The organism is Allobosea sp. 10N428 (genome assembly GCF_056394545.1).
This window is the reverse complement of the sequence record NZ_JBFTIC010000001.1, coordinates 520,275-541,527: the sequence shown is the minus strand read 5'-3', so window position 1 is coordinate 541,527 and position 21,253 is coordinate 520,275. Positions and strand designations below refer to the sequence as shown.

The following is a 21,253-nucleotide window of genomic DNA, read 5'->3' as shown; positions in this document are numbered from 1 at the left end:
GCCATTTCTGTCGAAATGGCTCCTCGTGACGAGCGCTGTGCGGCCCGATCGCGTCGACTGGACCGTGTGCAAGAAGGATAGAAGAAATGGCCGGACCCCGGCAGACCTCGGCCGATAAGGCCGCAACTTCCGCCGTCGAGATCGACGGCGCCCGCGTCCTCGTCGTCGAGGCGCGATTCTATGACAAGCTCGCCGATGAGCTGCTGGCCGGCGCGGTCGCCGTGCTCGAAGAGGCGGGTTGCCGCGTCGATGTCGTCACCGTCCCCGGCGCGCTGGAAATCCCCTCCGCCATCGTCATCGGCCTGCGCGCCGCCGACGAGGCCGTCGATCCCTATGAAGCCGTCGTCGCGCTCGGCACGGTGATCCGCGGCGAGACCGGCCATTACGACATCGTCGCCGGCGAAAGCTCGCGCGCGTTGATGGATCTCTCGGTCGCCTTCGCTCTGCCGCTCGGCAACGGCATTCTGACCGTCGAGAACGACGCTCAGGCCTGGGCCCGTGCCAACCGCTCGGACATGAACAAGGGCGGTGGCGCGGCGGAAGCCGCGCTCGCCGTGCTGCGCTACAAGCGCTCCCTGGTGGAGCAATCGCAATGAGCCGCGCCGAGAAGCGGCGCGGGGCGCGGCTCTCGGTCGTGCAGGCGCTCTACGAGATGGAAATCGGCGGCCGTGGCGTCGTCGAGGCGATGGCCGAGTTCGAGCATTTCTGGATCGGCAAGGAGGTCGAGGAGATCGAGTTGCCGGAGGCGGAGATCGCCTTCTTCCGCGACATTCTCGGCGGCGTCGTCCGTGAGCAGCGCCTGGTTGATCGCACTGTCGACGATTTGCTGGCCAAGGACTGGCCACTGAAGCGGGTCGAGGCCGTGGTCCGCGCGATCTTGCGCGCCGGCGCCTATGAGCTTGCCTTCCGCAAGGACGTGCCGGCTCGCGCCGTCATTTCCGAATATGTCGCGGTCGCCCGCGCCTTCTACGAGGGCGACGAGATCGGCATGGTCAACGCCGTGCTCGACCGCATGGCCCGCGACTTCCGCGCCGACGAGTTCGACGCGCCGGCGGCCTGATGTCCGAAACCTCCCGCCCGGGTGAATTCGAGCTGATCGCCCGCTATTTCGCGCCGATCGCCGGGCCGGGCGGGCTTGGGCTGCTCGATGATGCCGGCCTGCTGCGGCCGGGCCGCGGCTATGAGGTCGTCGTCACGGCCGATGCGCTGGTCGCCGGCGTGCACTTCTTTGCCGACGATCCGCCGGAGGCGATTGGCTGGAAGGCACTGGCCGTCAATCTCTCCGATCTCGCGGCCAAGGGCGCGAAGCCCGAGGGCTTCGTCCTCACGCTGGCCTTGCCGCGCGGCTGGACCGAGGCCTGGCTCGCCGGTTTCGTGGCAGGCCTCGCCCGCATCGCCGAAGCCGCCGCCTGCCCGCTGATTGGCGGTGACACCGTCTCGACGGCGGGGCCGCTCACCCTGTCGATCACCGCCTTCGGCACCGTTCCGGCAGGGCGGATGGTCCGGCGCTCCGGCGCGAAGCCGGGGGATGTGGTGCTCGTCTCCGGCACTATTGGAGACGGCGCGCTTGGGCTGAAGGTGCACGGCCCGGACAAACCGGGCTGGGTCGCTGCACTCGACTCCGAGGACCGCGCCTTCCTCATCGATCGCTATCTGCATCCGCAGTCCCGCCATGCGCTTGCGACGGCGTTGCAGCGCCACGCCTCGGCCGCGATGGACGTCTCGGACGGTCTTGTCGGTGATCTCGCCAAGCTGCTGAAGGCCTCGGGGGTGGGCGCCGAGATCACTCTCGATGCCGTCCCGCTCTCGTCGGCGGTCCGCGCGGCGGTCATGGCCGATCCCGCACTGGCGGAACTGGCCTGGACCGGCGGAGACGACTACGAAATTCTCTGTACGGCCTCAGAAGGGGAATATCCTGCTCTGATCGCGGCGGCAAAGGAGGCAATGCTTCCGCTGACGCCGATCGGGCGGATCACCGCAGAGGCCGGCGTGGTTGAATATCGCGAGAAGGGTGGATTGCGCAGTTTCGCGCAAGGCTCCTTCTCTCACTTCTGACAGCGGCGCGTCACTGCGACCGCGAGGCGGCGTTGTGATGAACCAGCATGTTCCGGTCCTCGATGGCGACAGGCTCGCGAAGCGCAATGCGCTGGTGCTGGCCGGCGCACAGGCGCTCGGCGGTGCCAATCCCGCGATCATCGTTTCGCTCGGGGGCATCGTCGGCGCGCAGCTCGTCGCCGACCAGGCCTTCGCGACGGTGCCGGTCAGCCTGCTTCAGCTCGGCATCGCCGTCGGAGTGATCCCGGCTGCGATGGTGATGCGAAGCATCGGGCGGCGCAGCGGCTATCTGATCGGTGCGCTCGTCGGCGCAACGGGAGCGAGCCTTGCTGCCGGCGGTGCGACGCTGCGCCTGTTCTGGCTGTTCTGCCTCGGCACATTTGTCTGCGGGCTCTACGGCTCCTTCGTCCAGAGCTATCGCTTCGCCGCCGCCGATACGGCGAGCGAGGAATTTCGGCCCCGCGCCATTTCCTGGGTGATGTTCGGCGGTCTTGCCGCCGGCATCATCGGGCCGCAATCGGTTTATTGGACGCGCGATCTCACGCCTTCGGCCCCGTTCGCGGCGAGCTTCCTCGCGCAGGGCGTCTTGGCGCTGATCGCCATCCTGATCGTCTCCCGCCTCCGTGCACCGCCGGTTGCGGCGGTCCGTTCCGGTGGCGGGCGCCCGCTCGGCGAAATCATGCGTCAGCCGAAGTTCATCGCCTCCGTCACCGCCTCGCTGGTTGCCTATGGGTTGATGAGCTTCGTGATGACGGCTGCGCCGATGGCGATGGTTGCCTGCGGTCATTCGGTCGGCGATGCCGCACTCGGCATCCAATGGCATGTGCTCTCGATGTTCGGGCCGAGCTTCTTCACAGGCCGGCTGATCGCCCGCTTCGGCAAGGGCACGATCACATCCGTCGGTCTCGTGCTGACGGCGCTCGCTGCCGTCGTCGGCCTCACCGGTCTCAGTGTCGGTCATTTCTGGCTGGCCCTGATCCTGCTCGGCCTCGGCTGGAATTTCGGCTTCATCGGCGCGACTGCCCTGGTGACGGATTGCTACCGGCCGGAGGAGCGGGTGAAGGTGCAGGCGGCCAACGACTTCCTCGTCTTCGGCTCGGTCGCGATTGCCTCCTTCTCGGCTGGCGGGCTGCTCAGCCATGGCGGCTGGGACAGCGTGAACTGGCTCGTCTTCCCGCCTGTTGCCATCGCGCTGGCGATGGTGGCCTGGGCGCGTCTCCAGCGTCCGGCCGTCGCCTGAGGGGCGAGGCGCTTTCTTCCGGGAGTTTCCGATGAGCAACCGCGCGTTTCCCCCCGCGACCGGCCGCGTGCCGCCGGGAGCGATTGGCCATAATCGCGGCGTCGTACGCCCCAACTATGCGTTCATGCCGCCGGAAGGCGTGCTGATCAGCCGGCTGCCGCAATATAAGGACACCATCGTCCGCGTGCTCGCCGCCCCGGTCCTTGGCGCAGCCTTCGCCCAATATGTTCTCGAAATCGCGCCGGGCGGCGGCACGCCGGCTTCTTTCGGCGAGGATGGCGTCCAGCACTTCTTCTACGTCCTGTCCGGCGAGGTCGCCTTGTCCATCGACGGCGCGGCGGCACGGGGGCTGGCACCGGGCGGCTTCGCCTATCTCCCGCCGGCGACGCTCTTCACGCTGCGCAACGAGAGCGGCGGACCGGCGCGCGTTCTTGCGCTCCGCAAGCGCTACGAGCCGGCCCCCGGCCTCGCCGTGCCCGAGCCGATCCTGTCGCATCAGGACGCCGTGCCGATGACGAATCACACCGGCAAGGAAGGGCGCGGCTTCCAGTTCCTGCTGCCCTATGGCGACATGCGATTCGACTTCGAGATGAACCTGATGTGGTTCAAGCCGGGAGTCTGCTTCCCGGCAGTCGAGACGCATGTGATGGAGCACGGCCTCTACATGCTGGAAGGGCAGGGGCTCTACTTGCTCGGCGAAGAATGGCACGAGATCTGGGCGCAGGATTTCATCTGGATGGGCGGTTATTGCCCCCAGCAATTCTATCCGACCGGCCAAGACGACGCCTGCTATCTGCTCTACAAGAACGTCAACCGCGACGTCGCGCTCTGAGCTGCGGCAAGGCTCGCCTGACATTCGACGAAATTTGTAAGCGTGGCCGTTTGCGCTCTTCGCCGAAACTTGCCACAAATTCGCCTGACACTGGCGACGCGGAGCGGGCCTTGTAGTCTTCAGGGCCCGTTTTTCGTTGCCTGACGTCCAACGCTGCAAAAGAGGAGCGGCAGCGCTCCCGACGGCTCGGAAGCTCAAGGTCAGGAAAACGAATGTCAGCTCTGCTTCTCATCATCATATTGAGTGCGCTGTCGATAGCCTACGGCATCTGGGCCTATGGCGACGTGATGAAGCGCGATGCCGGCAACCAGCGCATGCAGGAGATTTCCGGCGCGGTGGCCGAGGGCGCGCAAGCCTATCTCAAGCGGCAATATCTCACGATTTCCATGGTCGGAATCGTCCTTTTTCTCGTTCTCGCCTGGCTGCTCGGCAAATGGGTGGCGATCGGCTTCCTGATCGGTTCGGTGCTTTCGGGCACGGCTGGCTTCATCGGCATGAACGTTTCGGTGCGCGCTAACGTCCGCACGGCCCAGGCCGCGATGAAGTCGCTGGGCGAGGGCCTCGACGTCGCCTTCAAGGCCGGCGCGGTCACCGGCATGCTGGTGGCTGGCCTCGCGCTGCTCGGCGTTGCCGTCTATTACGGCGTCCTGACATCCTATCTCGGTTTCGAGCCCTCCAGCCGCACGGTGATCGATTCGCTGGTGGCGCTCGGCTTCGGCGCCTCGTTGATCTCGATCTTCGCCCGTCTCGGCGGCGGCATCTTCACCAAGGGCGCTGACGTCGGCGCCGACCTCGTCGGCAAGGTCGAGGCCGGTATCCCCGAAGATGACCCGCGCAACCCTGCGACCATCGCGGACAATGTCGGCGATAATGTCGGCGACTGCGCCGGCATGGCCGCCGACCTGTTCGAGACCTATGCGGTGACGCTGGTCGCGACCATGGTGCTCGCCGCGATCTTCTTCGCCGGCCAGCCGGTGTTGGGCACAATGATGCTCTATCCGATGGCGATCGGTGCGGCCTGCATCGTCACCTCGATCATCGGCACCTTCTTCGTGAAGCTCGGTGCCAACCAGTCGATCATGGGCGCGCTCTACAAGGGCTTCATCGCCGCGGGCGTGCTCTCCGTCGGTGCGATCGCGGTGGTCAACTATCTGATGTTCGGCGGCTTCTCGGCCTCCTTCACCACCGTGCAGGGCGTCAGCTTCACTTCGGGCAATCTCTTCGGCTGCGCGCTGGTCGGCCTCACTGTTACGCTCTGCATCGTCATCATCACCGAATACTATACCGGCACCGGCAAGCGCCCGGTCGTCTCAATCGCCCAGGCCTCGGTCACCGGCCATGGCACCAACGTCATCCAGGGCCTCGCGGTCTCGCTGGAATCGACCGCTGCGCCGGTCATCGTCATCGTCGCCGGCATCATCGTCGCCTACAGCCTGGCCGGCCTGTTCGGCATCGCCATCGCCACCACCGCCATGCTCGCGCTGGCCGGCGTGGTCGTGGCGCTCGATGCCTTCGGCCCGGTCACCGACAATGCCGGCGGCATTGCCGAGATGGCGGGCCTGCCCAAGGAAGTCCGTCACTCCACCGACGCGCTCGATGCGGTCGGCAACACCACCAAGGCCGTCACCAAAGGCTACGCGATCGGCTCCGCCGGCCTCGGCGCCCTCGTGCTGTTCGCCGCCTATACCTCGGACCTGAATTTCTTCGTGGCCGAGGCCAACAAGGCGGGCTCGACCACCTTCCAGTACTTCAAGGGCGTCACGGTCGATTTCTCGCTGTCGAACCCCTTCGTCGTCGTCGGGCTGCTCCTCGGCGGCCTCATCCCCTTCCTCTTCGGCGGCATGGGCATGACTGCCGTCGGACGTGCCGCCGGATCGGTGGTGGAGGAGGTGCGCAGGCAGTTCCGCGAGAAGCCCGGCATCATGGAGGGTAAGGACCGGCCGGATTACGGCCGCGCCGTCGACATGCTGACCCGGGCCGCGATCAGGGAGATGATCATCCCCTCGCTGCTGCCGGTCCTGGCGCCGGTCGTGACCTTCTTCGTCATCAACGCCATCGCCGGCAAGAACCAGGCCTTCGCTGCCGTTGGTGCCATGCTGCTGGGCGTCATTGTCACCGGCATCTTCGTCGCGATCTCGATGACCTCGGGCGGCGGCGCCTGGGACAACGCCAAGAAGAGCTTCGAGGACGGCTTCGTCGACAAGGACGGCGTGCGCCATATGAAGGGCTCGGAGGCGCATAAGGCCTCGGTCACCGGCGACACCGTCGGCGACCCCTACAAGGACACCGCGGGCCCCGCCGTGAACCCGGCGATCAAGATCACCAACATCATCGCCCTGCTGCTGCTGGCGATCCTGGCGCATTCCTGACCGAAGGCGTCGTCGCAACGACCGAACCCGCGGCGAAAGCCGCGGGTTCTTCTTTTCTAGCAAAGGCTTATCGGGTGCTATTGAATCGATCCCATAGGCCGTTGAATCACGCTCTGAAGCTACGGCCGAAACCGTAGTGTTGCCGCATGCTGTCGCGCAGAGTTGCTGGCATGGTCTCGCCAACCCGAGGAGAGATCATGTCCACGCAAGCGCTCGATAGCCCGGCCGCCGTGCCGAACCGCAGCACCGAACTTGCCCTGCTGCTCGTGCTCGCCACGCTCTGGGGCGGTTCCTACACTTTCATCAAGATCGGCGTGGAGACGATTCCGCCTCTGACCCTGATCGCCGCGCGCACCTTGATAGCAGGCCTGATCCTGCTTGCCGTCATTCGCTGGCGTGGCTTGCGGATGCCGCGGGATGCGGCTTCCTGGCAGCGCTTTCTGACGCAGGCCCTGCTCAACAGCGTCGTGCCATTCACCCTGATCGCCTGGGCCGAGCGCAGCGTCGATGCCGGCCTAGCCTCCATCCTAAATGGCACCACGCCGGTCTTCGTCTTCCTGATCTCGCTGGTGTTGAAGCCGGGCCAGCGCCCGGATTGGCACAAGGGAATCGGGGTCGTCGCCGGCATTGCCGGCGTCAGCTTGATCGTCGGCGTCGACGCCTTCTCCGGCCTCGGCCACGCCCTCCTGCCGCAACTTGCCATCGTCGCGGCGACCGTCGCCTATGCCTGCGCGGCCCTCTTCGGGCGCAATTTCGCCGGCATGGACCCGGTGCTGCCGGCCGCGGGCTCCATGCTGGCCGGCACGGCCCTGCTCATCCCGGCGGCGCTGGTCGTGGATCGGCCCTGGACGCTGGCGCCATCGCAGGAATCGATCCTGGCGCTGCTGGCGCTCTCGGTCTTCTCGACGGCGCTCGCCTTCGCGATCTATTTCCGCCTGATCCGCTCGCTCGGCTCGGTCGGGACGACGGCCGTGTCCTATCTGCGCGTGCCGATCGGCGTGGCTATCGGCATCGTCTTCCTGGGGGAGAGGCTGAGCTCGACGGCCTGGATCGGCCTCGGCCTCGTCGTGCTCGGAGTGGTGGCGATGACATTGCCCGAACGGCGCCCAGGCACGTCGCGCTGAGCCCAGCTTGTGCCGTTCGTTGGGGGGATACCTCATGCGGAGAGGCCTTGCCGCAGGTGACCGCACCCTTCGGTTAACCTTGGATTAAGGCTACGATTGCAGGCGTCTGAGGGCAGGGCCATTTTACATGCCGAAGCGTGGGCACACGGAGGCGAAGGCAAGCATGTCCCTGGCAAGCACGGCACCGGCTCGCTTGCAGCCGGCCTCGCAAGCGTCCGGTCCCGCAACGGGCTCGATGGCCGAGTACTTTGACCGCATCGCGCCGGACTGGCACTCGCAATGGGCATGGGACAATTACGAGCCGACGATCCTCGCCTTGGCGCGCCAGTTCGGCCTTCGCCGCATCTGCGAGATCGGCGGCGGGCGCGATCCGCTGTTCACGAGGGAGCAGGCGGGAGCTGCCGGCATCGAATTCATCGTCAATGATATCGACGCCGGCGAGCTCGCCTTGACACCGCCGGGCCTGAAGACGGCCTGCTTCGATATCTCCGGCGATCTTTCGGAGCCGGATGTCGCGCGCGGAAGCTACGACATGATGGTCTCGCGCATGGTCTTCGAGCATATCGACGGCGTCGAGCAGGCCTGGCGCAACATCCACGCGCTGCTGGCGCCAGGCGGTGTCGCGCTCGCCTTCTTCCCGACATTGTGGGCGCCGGTCTTCGCTCTGAACCACATCCTGCCGGAGACGGCCTCACGGGCCATTGTTCACGCGCTCTTTCCGGCACGGCGCGACGGCGGAGGCGACCCGAAATTTCCGGCGCTCTATGATTGGTGCCGCGGCAATCCGGCACTGCTCACCCCCATGCTGAACCGGGCGGGCTTCACCGATGTCCATATCCAGCGCTTCTGGGGGCATGGCTATTTCGATCGAATGCCTGGCCTGAAGCAGCTCGACCATGCCTTCAATGCGCTGGCGGCTCGGACAGGCTGGAACTTCGTCACGACCTACGCCTATGCCGTGGTACGCAAGGACAGGGGTTGAAGCAGCCGCATAATAGGCCTTTTGACGATAAAACCGGCCTGAAAGCGCGGTTGTCCACGCTTAACGGGGCGATACTGCTTGCCAACTGACCTAACGCTAGGTCACCATCGGCCGTTGTCGCGTTGATGGGAGTCGGTCATGCACGCTCTATCGCGTACGTCGGATATTCCACTTTCGAGCCACCGCGCCATGTTGCTGCGCGCGCTCGTCGTCGTTGCCGTGGCCTTGGCGATCATCGTTCCGCTCACGGGCTGACGATACCAGCCGAAGCGGCGGCGGGAAAACCCGCCGCCTTCTCAGACCCGCGCCAGCCAGTCGCGCAGCAAGCCGAGATCGGCCTGTCCGAGGCCATGCCCGGCCGGCAGCACGCGATGCTCCACCTGCGCGCCGCTGTCCCCGAGCTGGCAGGCCAGGCCATCGGCATTGGCCGCCGGCACGATCGGATCGAGCGCTCCGGAGAGGATCAGCACGGGCTTGCCGTTGAGGCTGCCGCGTGGTGCATCCGCGAAGGGCATCATCGCGCGTAGCAGTGCCGCGCCGGCCAGGGCTTCCGGACGCTGCAGCAACATCGCCGCCGCGATATTGGCGCCGTTCGAGAAGCCAAGCGCGATCGGGGCGGGAAGGCCGTAACGCTCCCGCGCCTGCAGCACGAAATCCGCCAGCTCGTCCGTGCGCCGACGCAGATCGACCTCGTCGAAGACACCTTCCGCGAGTCGGCGAAAGAAGCGCGGGGCCGCTCCTTCCAACACCTTGCCGCGTGGCGAAAGCAGGCTCGCGCCCGGCGCGACCGTGCGGCCGAGCGAGAGGAGATCGCGTTCGTCGCCGCCGGTGCCGTGCAGCAGCAGCAGCGGCTTGCGGGCGGGATCGCTGCCCTGCTCGAAGACATGGATGAAGTCCGTATCGGTCTTCGTATCGCTCATGGTCATCTCTCCCTTTGGTGAAGCGGAGCCGTCCTGCCCCCGACAAGGGCGGGCAGGGCGGTGGGATTGCGGGCCGGGTCATCCGCCCCGCATGATCGCCTGCCGCCCGCCGATTGCGGCCGGGCGGCAGGATGTCGTCAGGCAAGCTCGGGCAGAACCGCTTCGATCTGCTTGCGATGGGCCTCGAGGCCGGCAGGCAGCTTCAGCGACCGGCCGAGCTCGGCAGCCGGCTCGTCGACCGCGAAGCCGGGGATGTCGGTCGCGATTTCGAACAGCACATGGCCGGGCTCACGGAAGTAGACCGAGCGGAAGTAGTTCCGGTCGCGCTGTTCCGTAGTGCGGATGCCGTGGTTCTCGCCGAGGCGACGCACCATCTCCTCCTGCACGGCGTCGTCGCCGGCCCGGAAGGCGATGTGGTGCACCGAGCCTGCGCCCTGGCGGGCCGGCAGGAACCCGCCGGCAACGCGCAGGTCGATCACGCCGCCGATCGCGGTCCCCTTGGCCTCGTAGCGGATCAGCGTGCCCTCGCGAGCCGCTTCGGTGAAGCCGAAGACGTCGCTCAGGATTGCACCCGTCGGGGCCGCATCGGCTAGCAGCAGGCTGACGCTGTGGAAGCCGCGGATGGCATTCTCCGGCGCGATGTTGCCCTCGGACCAGGCCGGCTCCTTTTCGACGCCGGGCAGGCCGACGAGGGCGAGCCTCATCCCGTCCGGATCGCGGAAGCGGAGCACACTTTCGCCGAAGCGCTTGGCGGGCGCCTCATGCGGCACGCCCAGCTCGACGAAGCGGTGGGCCCAGAAGCCGATCGAGCCTTCGGGAACCCGGAAGACGGTCTCCTGGGTCTCGCCGACGCCGAGCCGGCCCGGAGCGGCATGCTCCCACGGAAAGAAGGTCAGGATCGAGCCCGGCGCCGCATCGGCATCACCGAAGTAGAGGTGATAGGTGCCGGGATCATCGAAATTCACCGTCTTCTTGACGAGGCGCAGGCCGAGCACGCGGGTGTAGAAGTCGAGATTGCGGCGGGCGGGGCCGGAAATGGCGGTGACGTGGTGAAGACCGTTGGTCTGCATGGTGAATGTCCTCCGGATAACGCGGGGCGGCTGCCCTGTTGGCCGAAAGATTGGCCCGGAACCGCAAAAGCGCCAGAGGCATTTCATTGCATCGGTGCAATATTGTATCGATCGAATTACAATTTGATTTGCGCATGCGCTTATCCAAAATCCTGACCCGAGACCAACCGGTCCCGTTCTCAGGAGACACCACCATGATCGACTCTCGTCTTGCTCCTTACGGCGCCCTCAGCCTGCGCGTCGCGCTCGGCCTGATGTTCATCGCCCACGCCTATCTGAAGCTCGTGATCTTCACCCCTGCCGGCTTCACCGGTTTCCTCGGCCAGGTCGGCCTGCCGGGCGCTCTCGCCTGGCCGATCATGCTCGCGGAGCTGCTCGGCGGCATCGCCATCCTCCTCGGCTTCTACGGCCGCTATGTCTCGCTGGCGCTCATCCCGATCCTGCTTGGCGCCCTCTCGGTCCACGCCCCGAACGGCTGGGTCTTCAACGCTCCGAATGGCGGTTGGGAATACCCCGCTTTCCTGGCGCTCACCGCCTTCGCCCATGCCCTCATCGGCGACGGCGCGCTGGCGCTGAAGTCCGGTCGCAGCGATTGGCAGGCGAAGCCCGCCATTGCCTGAGCCGACGGCACTTGCTGGGATCGAAACCTTGGCCAAGAGTGCGCGGATGAATCAATCCGCGACACCCTTGGCCTGGGACGATTTTCGCCTGATCAAGGCTATCGCCGAGAAGCGAGCGCTGCCGGCAGCCGCCGCGGCGCTCGGCGTCAATCACTCCACCGTCTTCCGCCGACTCGGCCAGATCGAGGAGGCCCTTGGCGTCAGGCTGTTCGAGCGCCACCGCAGCGGCTATGTCGCGACGCCGACCGGCGAGGAGATGGTCCAACTCGCGGGGCGCGTCGACGACGACATCACCGCCTTCGCCCGCAAGCTCGCCGGGCAGGAGATCAAGCCCGCCGGCGAGTTGCGCGTTGCCACCAACGATTCCCTGTTGGTCGACCTGCTGACCCCGCTCTTCGCGCAGTTTCTCCGGCAATGCCCGGATATCCGGCTGGACATGCTGATCGGCAATCAGGCGGCCAATCTGTCCAAGCGCGACGCCGATGTCGCGATCCGCGCCACCGACAATCCGCCGGAAACGCTGGTCGGCCGCAAGCCTGCCCGCATCGCCTGGGCGCTCTATGGCCGTGCCGCCGATTTTTCCGATACCGAGCTGCCGGGCGTGGAAAGCCTGTGGGAGCGCAGCTGGATTTCGCTCGGCGAGCAGTTCACCATGCTGAGCGCCGTCCGCTACCTTGCCCGCCATGTCGCGCCCGAACGCGTGGTCTACAAGCTCAACACGGTGCTGGGGCTCGCGGAGGCGGTCGAAGCCGGCATCGGGGTGGGCTTCCTGCCCTGCTTTATCGGCGACACCCGCCCGGGCCTGACCCGGCTGGCGCCGCCCGATCCCGAACTGTCGGCCGATCTGTGGCTGCTGACCCATCCGGATCTGCGGCACACGCCCAGGGTTCGGCTGTTCCTCGATTTTCTTGCCGCCGAGGTCGCGAAGCTGCGGCCGCTGATCGAGGGCGCACTCCCGATCGGGCGCAACCCGCCGCCGAAGGAACTGCCTGCAGAGTAAGGCGCCTGATCGGAGGGGCAGGGCGGCGCTTCGAAGCGGCGGGCGGATTGCCGTGCGACCAATGCGCGGGCTACGATCCCGTCATGGAGATCCTGGTCCCTCTCATCATCGGCCTGAGCCTGATCTGGTTGATCGGCCGGGGCGTGCCGTGGAATGCGAAACTGATGACGATCGTGGTTACGCTCGCGATCGTCATCCTGATCGTCGCGCTGGATCGCGGCGGCTACTGGCCCGAGGCTTGGCGCCGCTGAGCCGGCGCCCTCAGGGCGAGACCAGCTTAAGCCCGGCGATGCCGGCGACGATCAGGCCGATGCAGAGGAGCCGCAGGACGGTCGCAGGCTCGCCGAGCAGGATGATGCCGAGGATTGCCGTTCCGATCGTGCCGATGCCCGTCCACACCGCATAGGCGGTGCCGACCGGCAGAGACTTCAGCGCCAGGCCGAGAAGTCCGAGGCTGACGACCATGCTGATCGCGGTGAACAGCGTCGGCACGAGCCGGGTGAAGCCTTGCGTGTATTTCAGGCCAATCGCCCAGCCGACCTCGAACAGACCCGCGACAAAGAGATAGAGCCAAGGCATTCCGACACTCCCAAGCGATGTGGCGCTACCGTCCGCGCCCGATGGGAGGGAGCGAACCGATTTTCGGTCTTGAGCTATGTTGCAGGCCGATGACGTCAACCGGGAGAATCTGGCATGTGTGCAAGTTGTGCACAGCTGGCTTGCACGCAAGACTTGCACGTCTCCTCGTGCCCCACCTAGCTGTCATGTGGGGTTGAAGGGGGCTAACATGCTGAAAATCAATGTTCTTGTAGCGGTCGCTGCGGCGGCCGCGCTGGGTGGTTGCGCGACGGTTACACGGGGAACGACGAGCCAGGTGACGATCACAAGCGAGCCGGCGGGAGCTGAGGCGCGGTCGTCCCTCGGGCACGCTTGCACGGCCACGCCCTGTACCTGGGAGGTGAGCCGCAAATCGGAATTCGTCGTCAATTTTACGAAGAATGGCTATGAAGACGTGCAGGTTCCGGTTTCGACGCGCATCGCAGAGGCAGGTGCCGCGGGCTTCGCCGGGAATGTTCTCGTCGGCGGCCTCGTCGGCATGGGCGTCGATGCCGCAACCGGCTCCACCTTGGAGCATTATCCAAACCCGGTGTTGGCGAGCCTGGTGCCGCACAAGAAGGCCGCAGCTGGCCGGCATCGGAAACACAAGCCGGTCGCCCGCCGCGAGCGCATCGAAACGCCGGGTGCCGATGACGGAACGCCGCAAAGCTGACTGACGGGCTCAGGAAGCGTCGGTTGCCGGCTCCAGGGCGCGTTCCAGGATGCGCCGGCATTCGCCGAGCTCATCCATCACCGCTGTCAGCACGGTGATGTCGTCGAGCCCTTCCGGCACGATCTGCGTACGCGGCGGCACCCAGCCGGCCGCCTCGTCGGCCTGCATGGCGGACGGGGACTCGGCTGCAGCCGCAGCAAGTGCTCCGCTGGCGGCGCCAACCGGCGCGCCGCGGCCGATCGCCTGGACGTGGCGTGGCCCCTGTTCCTTCAGGATGCGCTGAAGGCCCTTGATCGTATAGCCTTCGCCATAGAGCAGGCGCCTTATGCCCTTGAGCAGGGCGACGTCGTCAGGCCGATAGTAGCGGCGTCCGCCACCGCGCTTCAGCGGCTTGATCTGGCTGAAGCGGGTTTCCCAGAATCGGAGCACATGTTGGGGAATGTCGAGGTCTTCGGCGACCTCGCTGATGGTTCGGAAGGCATCTGGGCTCTTGGTGTCCAATTCGGCCTCGGTTTCGCCGGCGTGGAACTCCAGATTCACTCAGTCTCACCCTCGCCACTCTGCCCGTTGATGCGGGCCTTCATCACATTCGAGGGCTTGAATACCATCACCCGACGCGGCTCGATCGGGACTTCAACACCCGTTTTCGGATTACGCCCGATTCGCTCGCCTTTGTCTCGCACGACGAACGAACCGAACGACGAGAGTTTCACGTTCTCGCCGCGCGCGACCGCGTCGCAGATCTCGTCGAGCACGGCTTCGACGAGTTTCGACGATTCCGTCCGCGACAGGCCGATCTTTTGGTAGACAGCCTCGCACAAATCCGCGCGAGTGACCGTTTGCCCCGCCATTCATATCCTCCAAGGCGTATTGCAGGCATCGGCGGCAACCGCCGGCCTTTCGCCATTACGGATGGCGGACGCTAGGCGTCCGCGTCGCGCGGGTCAATCCTTAAGCGGCCTCGCGGAGCCGGATTTGGCCTGAATCAACCCGGATTGGCGATGAAAAGTGACAATTTTCGCGAATTTGCTGCCGCAGCGTCACCAGCGGATCAGGGCCGAGCCCCAGGTGAAGCCACCTCCCATCGCCTCGATCAGGACGAGCTGGCCCGGCTTGATGCGGCCATCGGCATGCGCCTCCGCCAGCGCCAGCGGGATAGAGGCCGCGGAGGTGTTGCCATGGCGGTCGACGGTGACGACGACCCGGTCATGGCTGATGCCGAGCTTGTCGGCCGTGGCGTCGATGATGCGCCGGTTGGCCTGGTGCGGCACGAACCAGTCGATATCCGCGCCGGTGAGGCCAGTCTGTTGGAAGGTGTGGCGCACGGTTTCGGCGAGATTGGTCACGGCGTGGCGGAAGACCTCCTTGCCCTCCATCCGCAGGAAGCCGACCGTCTTGGTCGAGCCCGCGCCGCCATCGACATAGAGCTTGTCCTTGTAGCGTCCATCCGAGCGGATATGGGTCGTCAGGATGCCGCGGTCGGCGAGGGTGCCTTCTCCCGGCACCGCCTTGAGCACGACCGCACCGGCTCCGTCGCCGAACAGCACGCAGGTGGCGCGGTCTTCCCAATCGAGAATGCGCGAGAAGGTCTCGGCGCCGATCACGAGCGCGGCCCTGGCTCCGCCCGTCATCAGGAACTTGTCGGCGGTCGCCAGCGCGAAAACGAAGCCCGAGCAGACGGCCTGCACGTCGAAGGCGGCGCCGCCATGGATGCCGAGCGCCGCTTGGATCTGGGTGGCGGTCGCCGGAAAGGTGTGGTCCGGCGTGGCCGTCGCAACGATGATCAGGTCGATCTCGGATGGATCGATGCCGGCGTCAGCGATTGCCGCCTGCGCTGCCTTGAGACCAACGATCGAAGTCGGCTCGTCATCGGCGGCGATATGGCGCTGGCGGATGCCGGTCCGCTGGACGATCCATTCGTCGCTCGTGTCGACCTGTTTTGCGAGTTCGGCATTGGTGACGATGCGGGCGGGCAGATAGGAGCCGCAACCGACGACTTGTGAGCGCAGAATGGACAAGGAAACCGTTCCCTATTCGGCGTCGGCCGGCTGCGCGGCGGGCAGCTCGGGGCGCGTGCTTGCGGCGACCATCTCGCGGACCTTCGCCATCAGATCTTCTCGCGCCATCTCATAGCCGAGTTCGGCGGCGCTTGCGAAGCCGATGGCGTCAGTCCCGCCATGGCTCTTGATGACGATGCCTTCGAGCCCCAGAAAGACGCCGCCGTTCGATTTGCGCGGATCGAGCTTTTCGCGCAAGGCTGCAAAGGCGCCGCGCGCAAAGATATACCCGATCTTGGCCATGAGCGAGCGGTTCATTGCCGCGCGCAGGTATGAGGCGATCTGCCGGGCAGTGCCCTCGGCGGTCTTCAGCGCGATATTGCCGGTGAAGCCTTCCGTGACCACGACGTCGACAGTGCCCTTGCCGAGATCGTCGCCCTCGACGAAGCCGTGATAGGTGAGGTGCGGCAGGTTGCTCTCGCGCAGGATGCGGCCGGCCTCCTTGACCGCCTCGACACCCTTGATCTCCTCGACGCCGACATTGAGCAAGCCGACGGTCGGCCGGTCGAGATCGAAGACGACGCGGGCCATCGCCGCGCCCATCACCGCGAGATCGACGAGATGGCGTGCATCGGCGCCGATGGTGGCGCCGACATCGAGCACGATGCTCTCCCCGCGCAGCGTCGGCCACAGCGCCGCGATCGCCGGTCGATCCACCTGCGGCATCGACTTCAGGCAGAACTTCGACATCGCCATCAGGGCGCCGGTGTTGCCGGCGGAGACGGTGACATCGGCCTCGCCGGTCTTGGTCGCGTCGATCGCCCGCCACATCGAGGATTTGTAGCGGCCGTAGCGCAGCGCCTGGCTCGGCTTGTCGTCCATCTTCACCGAGACATCGGTGTGATGGAACGTCGTCACCGCCTTGAGCTTCGGATGCTGCTCGAGCAGCGGCAGCACCTGCTTCTCGTCGCCGAAGATCACGAAGCGGGCGTCCGGGCGGCGCTCCAGCATGAGGGCAGCGCCTGGAATGACGACGGAGGGACCGTGGTCCCCGCCCATCGCATCGAGCGCGATTGTAACCGGTCTTGTCATGGAATTCTGGCGTATCCCGGAAATGGCCGACCTTCGATCCGGGACGGCTCACGGCCGGCCGGACAATAGCGACTTGGACGGATGCCGCAAGACGCGCAAGGGCCGATGAAAGTTTCAGTCACCGCGTTTCAGCTTCGCGAGGGCAGCAAAAGGCGATTCCGCACCGGCCTCGCCGGCCGGGGCTTCGAAATCCACACCCGGCTTGCGCGGATAGGGATCGAGCGCCAGCGCCAGGAATTCGAGCGTGACGCCGCCGAGATCGATGACGCCGTCGAGGATCGGCTCCGGCGGGTCATCCTCGTTGAGCAGCACCTCGATGTCGATCTCGGCATCGTCCCGTTCCGCGCGGCGCCCAGCGACCTCTGCCTCCTGCTCGGGCGCGAAGTCGAGCTTTACCGGCACGTCGAGCTGGACCGGGAAAGGATCGAGCGTGACGACGCAGGTCCGATGCAGTTGCGCTGCAATCCGGCCTTCGAGCTTCACCCGGTCGCCATTGCGCGAGAGCAGGTAACGCGCTTCCAGGGATTCGAGCGAGGCAAGGCCAAGCAGCCGAGCGATCGCGGCGAACTGCTCAGGTTCGGCGCGGACCGTGATTTCGGTGCCGCGCAGGCGGATGGCCTCGACGCGGATGGGATGGCGCAGCAGAGAAGCCGGCGCGTGTTCAGGCGTCATGGCGAGCCTCCTCATGGGGAAAGGCCGGGAACAGGGGATCGCGCTCGAGAAGCGCGGTGAGCTCGCAACTCGCGAGGGCTGCCTGCGCCTCGCGGACATAGGCAGCGAGGTGCGGGGCGCCCTCCGGCGTGCAGGCATTGCGGCGCAACGCGTCGGCGAGGGCGTCGACTCCAGGCTGAGCCAGGGCGGCCTCATAAGCCTGGACGCGGCCATAGAACATCTGGCCGATCTTCTTCATGCGCTTGGGCACGGCGATATCGCTGACACCGCCATTGCGGAAGCCCAGTTCGAGATAGGAGAAGCAGGCATCGACGAACTCCTGCGCCAGCTCGGAGGCTGGGGACGGCAGTTCGCGCAGACGCCGCAGCACCAGCAGGACATGCAGGGTGAGCGATTCGAAACGGCCCTCGAAGCTGTCGGGAACGCCGCCGGCCAGATAGAGGCCCGGCTGGCGAGACGCTTCCGCGACGCGCCCAAACAACACATCCACAGGGGCACGCCGCTGGGCGCGCTTGCCAAACAACCCGAAAATCACCTGTTTGCCTCCGCCCGCCATTCATGCGGGCGTCCTTGCCTTGCCAAAGCCATCCTCGGGCGTTACGCCAACCCTCACCCTTTTGACAAGCGGCTTGGGGTTTTCCTGAGCCGTGCTGCCTTGGATCGTGCCCGCATGACCCACATCACCCGCCGCGCGGCTCTGCTCGGAGCCCTCGCGACCTCTTCCCTTTTGCTTGCCGGCTGCGGGCCCGACGCCGGCGGCTTCGTGCTGCCCACCTCGACCGGTTTGAACGATACCTTCACCCGCGGCTTCGTGATGGATGACGGGCTGGTCGCGCAGATCAAGCCGGGCATGGACGTCCAGTCCGTGTTGCAGATCCTCGGCACGCCCTCGACGACCTCTACCGTCGGCAATCRCACCTTCTACTACATCAGCCAAACGGTGCGGCGTCGCTTCCAGTTCCAAGATCCGCAGATCATCGACCAGCAGGTGCTGGTGATCTACTTCAACAAGGGCTTCAAGGTGGAGCGCATCGCCCGCTACGGCCTGCAGGATGGCGTGATCTTCGACTTCATCGGTCGCACCACCGCGACCGGCGGCGAGGAGCAGAGCTTCCTGCGCAACCTCTTCCGCGGCGTCACCAAGTTCAACCCGCTCGGCAGCTGAGTTCGGTCTTCGCYTCCAGACACGAAAAACCCCGCGGCCTTGGTCGCGGGGTGGGTTGCCGTGCGGGGCGGTTGCAAATCGGCGCACCCGGCGCGAACAAAGGACGGTCATGATCTGGAGCCTGAGCGGCTGGCGCAGCCATCGCTGCTTTAGCCGCTCAGCCCCAGGTAAGCCGTTTAGTTGATCGACTTGATACTGCCGAAAATCGCGTCCAACGCCTTGCCGTTGGTTCCGCGCTCCTCGTCGTTGCCCCAGACGGTCAGCATCATCACGCGATTATTGCCCGCTGGCATCAGGATCAGATCGACCGTCGTGGGTCCGTTCTCGTCACTCGTGCGGAACTGGAAAACCGTCGAGTCGACGCCGTTGAGTTTCATGTCGGCCTTGATCGGCTCGACAGCTTTGATCTTGTTGTCGCGCATCCATTTTTGGGTATCGCCGATCATCTTGTCGATCTGACGTGCTTCTGCGGATTCCACGGAGAGGAAGACCCCCTCATCCTTCGGCCGTGCCTGGAAGCCGTACTCGATTTCCTCGGTCGACCAATCGTTGGGAAGAGTGATGGTGATCGACGGGTTCTTGGCCGGGACGGCGAAGTTCTTGGCGAACGCTGGAAACGCGAGGAGCCCGAGCATGAGGGCGCCGGCGGCGATGCGAGTGATGGACATCGAGAGAGTCTCTTTTGCCAAGCCATGGAGATGGCTTGCAGCACCTCGTCGAAATACGGAAGGAACCGAAACTGACGCAACGGCAAAGCGCCAAGAGTCTTAACTGCCTGGGGATAGCGGAGGGCGTGTCGGCACGTCGCCGTTTGCTACGGTCTTTTGGTTGTCACTCTGCGGACGACGGCCTATCGCGCAATTCATCCCACAGCATTTGAAGCGCTGGGCTTTGGCTTCAGGCCTCCCTGACGAGCGCCGACGCCGACGCTTGTTCCTGACTGCTCGGCCTCAGAAATATGACCGGCTTGTTCTCGTTTCTGGGCGCGTTGAAAGGAACAAGCACGAGGAGCGAACGTTGTTGACGCACAATGGAAAAACACGTTGGAGATTTCTCGATGCGTAATTCGCTCGTCGCCATCGCTCTCGCCACTGCGTTTGCTGGAGTGCCCGCGGCTCAAGCTCAGACTGCGACGACTGCCACGCGCGAAGTCTACATCAAAGCGCAGCCGACGGATGTTTTGAGCAGCAACCTGATCGGCCTGAACGTGCAGAACAACGCCAAGGAAAATGTTGGGGAGATCAAGGACCTCGTCGTTTCCAGCGGCGGCCATCTCTCGGGAATCATCGTCTCAGTCGGCGGATTTCTTGGGATTGGTGAGCGCTATGTCGTGGTGACCCCGGGCGCGGTGAAGGTGGTTTATTCGGAGAACGACAAGAAATGGTCCGCGACCATGGACACTACGAAGGACGCTCTGAAGGCTGCTCCGGAATTCAAGTATGAGGGCCGCTGGAAGAGATAAGTCGAGACCTTTCGACAGCGGTCCGCCCGGTCTCTGGGAGGAGGCCGGGCTTTTTGCGCGGGATGTAGGTGGGCACCTTCGCGGGCGAACCTCCCCGACTTCGATTGTCGCAAAGCGCTGCCTCTCGACAGCGCTCATTGCCCCCGTTCTGTCGCTTAGCCATGCGGCTCAGGCATTTTGGGAACGACCAGGCCGTCAGCTCGTTCAATCCGTTTCTGAGCGAGAGGAGATGACAATGGACCATTCCAGGCATCCGCGTCTAACCGATAGCGAGTTGACTGCCGACATCCTCGATGATGCGACGATCTACGGCCCTGGCGATGAAAAGATCGGCTCAGTTTCGCATGTCCACGGGGCCGGACCGACGGCGCAGGTCGTCGTTGATGTCGGAGGCTTTCTGGGCATAGGCGCGAAGCCCGTCGCGATCTCGATAAGCGACCTTGAATTCATGCGCGACGAAGACGGCAACGTCCATGCCGTCACCAACTGGACCAAGGAGCAGCTCAAGGCGATGCCGGAGCATATTGATCGCTAGCGCAGCAGCGAACTGCAGCGATCGTCGCGACCGCCTGCAGCACGACCAAGCAGCGCGTCGGCGGAGCCGCAGCCGGCACTGGCGCCCCAGCGGGCGGGCCAGTTGGCGCGGTCGTCGGGGAGCCGCGGGAGCGCTTGCGCCAACGGTCGTGCGGGAGGCGCGTCGCGTCACGCGCTGACCGCCATTCGGCTCGATGGCGCGCGGCCATTTTTGCGCTTTGGCTCTTGAATGGATCCGCGGTCGATTTTCGGCTGGCGTTTACGATTTGGGTTCAAGCTCTCCGAGCGCCTTCGATGCGGCGTGGCGCCGAGCTGCCGTCTTCCCCCTCCCATGGCGTGTGTGGCTCGGCGTCTTTTCCTACCGCCAGGCCGCCCAGCGCTTTATTGCACCGCGCCAATGTTATGCGGCTTTTGGTTCAACAACCGGCGATAGTGATCGGCCTGCTGATAGAGGCGTTCAGCATTAATCGTGTCACCTAGCGCTTCCGCCCCTCGTGCCAAGGCAATGGTGCGTTCGTAACGCGCTTGAAGGTCGCACGCGCTCTGCGCGTCCGATTGATTGCGTCCATTTCGACTTCGCGGCCTTTGATATGTGAGATTCATCTTGCCCTCCATGATCCAGACGGCTGGTGCCAATCTGCTGGCTCAGGCATTCTTCTTGTTCAAGCGGCTGCCGGAGGTGCGACCCGCCCCGTGATCAGCAGGTATCGGTCGCTTGTTCGGGTCACCATCATGACCACCTTAGTGCCGTCGTCGCACAACATATGCATCCGATCATGGAGCGCGACCGGATCGACGCCAGACGTGTTGCAGAGCAAGTAGCCAGCGCGAGCGTCATCGTGGCCGGTG

26 protein-coding genes are annotated in these 21,253 nt (G+C 65.3%); 15 read left to right on the top strand and 11 right to left on the bottom strand.

Features of this window, described 5'->3' with window-relative positions:
* Nucleotides 1-86 precede the first annotated feature (86 nt).
* The 8 genes from ribH to AC1DDA_RS02540 all read left to right on the top strand — a co-directional run bounded on the left by ribH (nt 87) and on the right by AC1DDA_RS02540 (nt 8,602).
* Nucleotides 87-596, top strand: a complete 510-nt coding sequence (gene ribH, locus AC1DDA_RS02575) for a 6,7-dimethyl-8-ribityllumazine synthase (RefSeq protein WP_441512521.1) — start codon at nt 87-89, stop codon at nt 594-596.
* Nucleotides 593-1,060: a transcription antitermination factor NusB gene (nusB, locus tag AC1DDA_RS02570; protein ID WP_441512522.1), complete on the top strand. Its 468-nt coding sequence runs from the start codon at nt 593-595 to the stop codon at nt 1,058-1,060. The genes ribH and nusB overlap by 4 nt, the downstream gene beginning before the upstream one ends.
* The gene (thiL, locus tag AC1DDA_RS02565) at nt 1,060-2,055 is read left to right on the top strand and encodes a thiamine-phosphate kinase (protein ID WP_476794506.1); all 996 of its coding nucleotides are present in this window, start codon (nt 1,060-1,062) and stop codon (nt 2,053-2,055) included. Before nusB ends, thiL begins: the two co-directional genes overlap by 1 nt.
* Before the next feature lie 37 nt (nt 2,056-2,092).
* Nucleotides 2,093-3,295, top strand: coding sequence for an MFS transporter (locus tag AC1DDA_RS02560; RefSeq protein ID WP_476794505.1), 1,203 nt, complete (start codon nt 2,093-2,095; stop codon nt 3,293-3,295).
* 31 nt (nt 3,296-3,326) lie between these two features.
* A complete protein-coding gene (gene allE / locus AC1DDA_RS02555) occupies nt 3,327-4,127 on the top strand; it encodes a (S)-ureidoglycine aminohydrolase (protein WP_476794504.1) in 801 nt (266 codons plus the stop codon).
* Between the two features lie 212 nt (nt 4,128-4,339).
* Nucleotides 4,340-6,496 carry a sodium-translocating pyrophosphatase gene (locus AC1DDA_RS02550; protein WP_476794503.1) on the top strand — a complete coding sequence of 719 codons (2,157 nt, stop codon included), beginning with the start codon at nt 4,340-4,342 and terminating at the stop codon, nt 6,494-6,496.
* A gap of 197 nt (nt 6,497-6,693) precedes the next feature.
* Entirely contained in the window at nt 6,694-7,620 is a 927-nt protein-coding gene (locus AC1DDA_RS02545; RefSeq protein ID WP_476794502.1) for a DMT family transporter, read from the top strand.
* Nucleotides 7,621-7,855: 235 nt separating this feature from the next.
* Nucleotides 7,856-8,602, top strand: coding sequence for a class I SAM-dependent methyltransferase (locus tag AC1DDA_RS02540; protein WP_476794501.1), 747 nt, complete (start codon nt 7,856-7,858; stop codon nt 8,600-8,602).
* A 296-nt stretch (nt 8,603-8,898) separates the two neighbouring features.
* Here the strand turns inward: AC1DDA_RS02540 and AC1DDA_RS02535 are convergent, their stop codons facing one another.
* Complete coding sequence (locus tag AC1DDA_RS02535) at nt 8,899-9,522, bottom strand: alpha/beta hydrolase (RefSeq protein WP_476794500.1); 624 nt, start codon at nt 9,520-9,522, stop codon at nt 8,899-8,901.
* 137 nt (nt 9,523-9,659) lie between these two features.
* On the bottom strand, nt 9,660-10,592 hold the full coding sequence (locus AC1DDA_RS02530; protein ID WP_476794499.1) for a ring-cleaving dioxygenase: 933 nt from the start codon (nt 10,590-10,592) through the stop codon (nt 9,660-9,662).
* Nucleotides 10,593-10,786: 194 nt separating this feature from the next.
* Here AC1DDA_RS02530 and AC1DDA_RS02525 point away from each other — a divergent pair, with 194 nt between their 5' ends.
* The 3 genes from AC1DDA_RS02525 (at nt 10,787) to AC1DDA_RS02515 (ending at nt 12,463) form a co-directional block, all read left to right on the top strand.
* A complete protein-coding gene (locus AC1DDA_RS02525) occupies nt 10,787-11,212 on the top strand; it encodes a DoxX family protein (protein WP_441512531.1) in 426 nt (141 codons plus the stop codon).
* Between the two features lie 46 nt (nt 11,213-11,258).
* Nucleotides 11,259-12,212 carry a LysR family transcriptional regulator gene (locus AC1DDA_RS02520; RefSeq protein WP_441512532.1) on the top strand — a complete coding sequence of 318 codons (954 nt, stop codon included), beginning with the start codon at nt 11,259-11,261 and terminating at the stop codon, nt 12,210-12,212.
* 83 nt (nt 12,213-12,295) lie between these two features.
* Nucleotides 12,296-12,463 carry a hypothetical protein gene (locus AC1DDA_RS02515; RefSeq protein WP_476794498.1) on the top strand — a complete coding sequence of 56 codons (168 nt, stop codon included), beginning with the start codon at nt 12,296-12,298 and terminating at the stop codon, nt 12,461-12,463.
* Nucleotides 12,464-12,473: 10 nt separating this feature from the next.
* On the opposite strand, the gene sugE is transcribed toward AC1DDA_RS02515, so the two are convergent.
* Entirely contained in the window at nt 12,474-12,791 is a 318-nt protein-coding gene (sugE, locus tag AC1DDA_RS02510) for a quaternary ammonium compound efflux SMR transporter SugE (protein WP_441512534.1), read from the bottom strand.
* Nucleotides 12,792-12,867: 76 nt separating this feature from the next.
* Here sugE and AC1DDA_RS02505 point away from each other — a divergent pair, with 76 nt between their 5' ends.
* On the top strand, nt 12,868-13,482 hold the full coding sequence (locus AC1DDA_RS02505; RefSeq protein WP_476794497.1) for a translation initiation factor 2: 615 nt from the start codon (nt 12,868-12,870) through the stop codon (nt 13,480-13,482).
* A gap of 9 nt (nt 13,483-13,491) precedes the next feature.
* On the opposite strand, the gene AC1DDA_RS02500 is transcribed toward AC1DDA_RS02505, so the two are convergent.
* From AC1DDA_RS02500 to AC1DDA_RS02475, 6 genes are all read right to left on the bottom strand, one after another.
* A complete protein-coding gene (locus tag AC1DDA_RS02500; RefSeq protein WP_476795115.1) occupies nt 13,492-14,016 on the bottom strand; it encodes a MerR family transcriptional regulator in 525 nt (174 codons plus the stop codon).
* A 2-nt stretch (nt 14,017-14,018) separates the two neighbouring features.
* Nucleotides 14,019-14,333: an integration host factor subunit alpha gene (locus tag AC1DDA_RS02495; RefSeq protein ID WP_055726295.1), complete on the bottom strand. Its 315-nt coding sequence runs from the start codon at nt 14,331-14,333 to the stop codon at nt 14,019-14,021.
* A 189-nt stretch (nt 14,334-14,522) separates the two neighbouring features.
* A complete protein-coding gene (locus tag AC1DDA_RS02490) occupies nt 14,523-15,500 on the bottom strand; it encodes a beta-ketoacyl-ACP synthase III (RefSeq protein WP_476794496.1) in 978 nt (325 codons plus the stop codon).
* Nucleotides 15,501-15,512: 12 nt separating this feature from the next.
* Nucleotides 15,513-16,571, bottom strand: coding sequence for a phosphate acyltransferase PlsX (plsX, locus tag AC1DDA_RS02485; RefSeq protein WP_441512538.1), 1,059 nt, complete (start codon nt 16,569-16,571; stop codon nt 15,513-15,515).
* A 114-nt stretch (nt 16,572-16,685) separates the two neighbouring features.
* Nucleotides 16,686-17,243 (bottom strand): YceD family protein, encoded by a 558-nt coding sequence (locus AC1DDA_RS02480; RefSeq protein WP_476794495.1) that lies wholly within the window; start codon nt 17,241-17,243, stop codon nt 16,686-16,688.
* Nucleotides 17,233-17,733 carry a ubiquinol-cytochrome C chaperone family protein gene (locus tag AC1DDA_RS02475; protein ID WP_476794494.1) on the bottom strand — a complete coding sequence of 167 codons (501 nt, stop codon included), beginning with the start codon at nt 17,731-17,733 and terminating at the stop codon, nt 17,233-17,235. Before AC1DDA_RS02475 ends, AC1DDA_RS02480 begins: the two co-directional genes overlap by 11 nt.
* Before the next feature lie 180 nt (nt 17,734-17,913).
* Here AC1DDA_RS02475 and AC1DDA_RS02470 point away from each other — a divergent pair, with 180 nt between their 5' ends.
* Nucleotides 17,914-18,408 (top strand): outer membrane protein assembly factor BamE, encoded by a 495-nt coding sequence (locus AC1DDA_RS02470; RefSeq protein WP_476794493.1) that lies wholly within the window; start codon nt 17,914-17,916, stop codon nt 18,406-18,408.
* A gap of 176 nt (nt 18,409-18,584) precedes the next feature.
* Here AC1DDA_RS02470 and AC1DDA_RS02465 read toward each other — a convergent pair whose 3' ends face one another.
* Complete coding sequence (locus AC1DDA_RS02465) at nt 18,585-19,076, bottom strand: hypothetical protein (RefSeq protein ID WP_476794492.1); 492 nt, start codon at nt 19,074-19,076, stop codon at nt 18,585-18,587.
* A 389-nt stretch (nt 19,077-19,465) separates the two neighbouring features.
* On the opposite strand from AC1DDA_RS02465, the gene AC1DDA_RS02460 reads away from it, so the two are divergent.
* Together AC1DDA_RS02460 and AC1DDA_RS02455 are read left to right on the top strand one after the other, a co-directional pair.
* The gene (locus tag AC1DDA_RS02460) at nt 19,466-19,870 is read left to right on the top strand and encodes a PRC-barrel domain-containing protein (RefSeq protein WP_476794491.1); all 405 of its coding nucleotides are present in this window, start codon (nt 19,466-19,468) and stop codon (nt 19,868-19,870) included.
* Nucleotides 19,871-20,105: 235 nt separating this feature from the next.
* Nucleotides 20,106-20,405: a PRC-barrel domain containing protein gene (locus tag AC1DDA_RS02455; RefSeq protein ID WP_441512544.1), complete on the top strand. Its 300-nt coding sequence runs from the start codon at nt 20,106-20,108 to the stop codon at nt 20,403-20,405.
* Nucleotides 20,406-20,785: 380 nt separating this feature from the next.
* Here the strand turns inward: AC1DDA_RS02455 and AC1DDA_RS02450 are convergent, their stop codons facing one another.
* Nucleotides 20,786-21,007: a DUF4167 domain-containing protein gene (locus AC1DDA_RS02450; protein ID WP_476794490.1), complete on the bottom strand. Its 222-nt coding sequence runs from the start codon at nt 21,005-21,007 to the stop codon at nt 20,786-20,788.
* Nucleotides 21,008-21,253: the final 246 nt, after the last annotated feature.

Excerpts from the sequence above, each read along its gene's own strand:
- ribH (WP_441512521.1), top strand. The coding sequence starts at position 87 with ATGGCCGGACCCCGGCAGACCTCGGCCGATAAGGCCGCAACTTCCGCC.
- nusB (WP_441512522.1), top strand. The coding sequence starts at position 593 with ATGAGCCGCGCCGAGAAGCGGCGCGGGGCGCGGCTCTCGGTCGTGCAG.
- thiL (WP_476794506.1), top strand. The coding sequence starts at position 1,060 with ATGTCCGAAACCTCCCGCCCGGGTGAATTCGAGCTGATCGCCCGCTAT.
- AC1DDA_RS02560 (WP_476794505.1), top strand. The coding sequence starts at position 2,093 with ATGAACCAGCATGTTCCGGTCCTCGATGGCGACAGGCTCGCGAAGCGC.
- allE (WP_476794504.1), top strand. The coding sequence starts at position 3,327 with ATGAGCAACCGCGCGTTTCCCCCCGCGACCGGCCGCGTGCCGCCGGGA.
- AC1DDA_RS02550 (WP_476794503.1), top strand. The coding sequence starts at position 4,340 with ATGTCAGCTCTGCTTCTCATCATCATATTGAGTGCGCTGTCGATAGCC.
- AC1DDA_RS02545 (WP_476794502.1), top strand. The coding sequence starts at position 6,694 with ATGTCCACGCAAGCGCTCGATAGCCCGGCCGCCGTGCCGAACCGCAGC.
- AC1DDA_RS02540 (WP_476794501.1), top strand. The coding sequence starts at position 7,856 with ATGGCCGAGTACTTTGACCGCATCGCGCCGGACTGGCACTCGCAATGG.
- AC1DDA_RS02535 (WP_476794500.1), bottom strand. The coding sequence starts at position 9,522 with ATGAGCGATACGAAGACCGATACGGACTTCATCCATGTCTTCGAGCAG.
- AC1DDA_RS02530 (WP_476794499.1), bottom strand. The coding sequence starts at position 10,592 with ATGCAGACCAACGGTCTTCACCACGTCACCGCCATTTCCGGCCCCGCC.
- AC1DDA_RS02525 (WP_441512531.1), top strand. The coding sequence starts at position 10,787 with ATGATCGACTCTCGTCTTGCTCCTTACGGCGCCCTCAGCCTGCGCGTC.
- AC1DDA_RS02520 (WP_441512532.1), top strand. The coding sequence starts at position 11,259 with ATGAATCAATCCGCGACACCCTTGGCCTGGGACGATTTTCGCCTGATC.
- AC1DDA_RS02515 (WP_476794498.1), top strand. The coding sequence starts at position 12,296 with ATGGAGATCCTGGTCCCTCTCATCATCGGCCTGAGCCTGATCTGGTTG.
- sugE (WP_441512534.1), bottom strand. The coding sequence starts at position 12,791 with ATGCCTTGGCTCTATCTCTTTGTCGCGGGTCTGTTCGAGGTCGGCTGG.
- AC1DDA_RS02505 (WP_476794497.1), top strand. The coding sequence starts at position 12,868 with ATGTTGCAGGCCGATGACGTCAACCGGGAGAATCTGGCATGTGTGCAA.
- AC1DDA_RS02495 (WP_055726295.1), bottom strand. The coding sequence starts at position 14,333 with ATGGCGGGGCAAACGGTCACTCGCGCGGATTTGTGCGAGGCTGTCTAC.
- plsX (WP_441512538.1), bottom strand. The coding sequence starts at position 16,571 with ATGACAAGACCGGTTACAATCGCGCTCGATGCGATGGGCGGGGACCAC.
- AC1DDA_RS02480 (WP_476794495.1), bottom strand. The coding sequence starts at position 17,243 with ATGACGCCTGAACACGCGCCGGCTTCTCTGCTGCGCCATCCCATCCGC.
- AC1DDA_RS02465 (WP_476794492.1), bottom strand. The coding sequence starts at position 19,076 with ATGTCCATCACTCGCATCGCCGCCGGCGCCCTCATGCTCGGGCTCCTC.
- AC1DDA_RS02460 (WP_476794491.1), top strand. The coding sequence starts at position 19,466 with ATGCGTAATTCGCTCGTCGCCATCGCTCTCGCCACTGCGTTTGCTGGA.
- AC1DDA_RS02455 (WP_441512544.1), top strand. The coding sequence starts at position 20,106 with ATGGACCATTCCAGGCATCCGCGTCTAACCGATAGCGAGTTGACTGCC.
- AC1DDA_RS02450 (WP_476794490.1), bottom strand. The coding sequence starts at position 21,007 with ATGAATCTCACATATCAAAGGCCGCGAAGTCGAAATGGACGCAATCAA.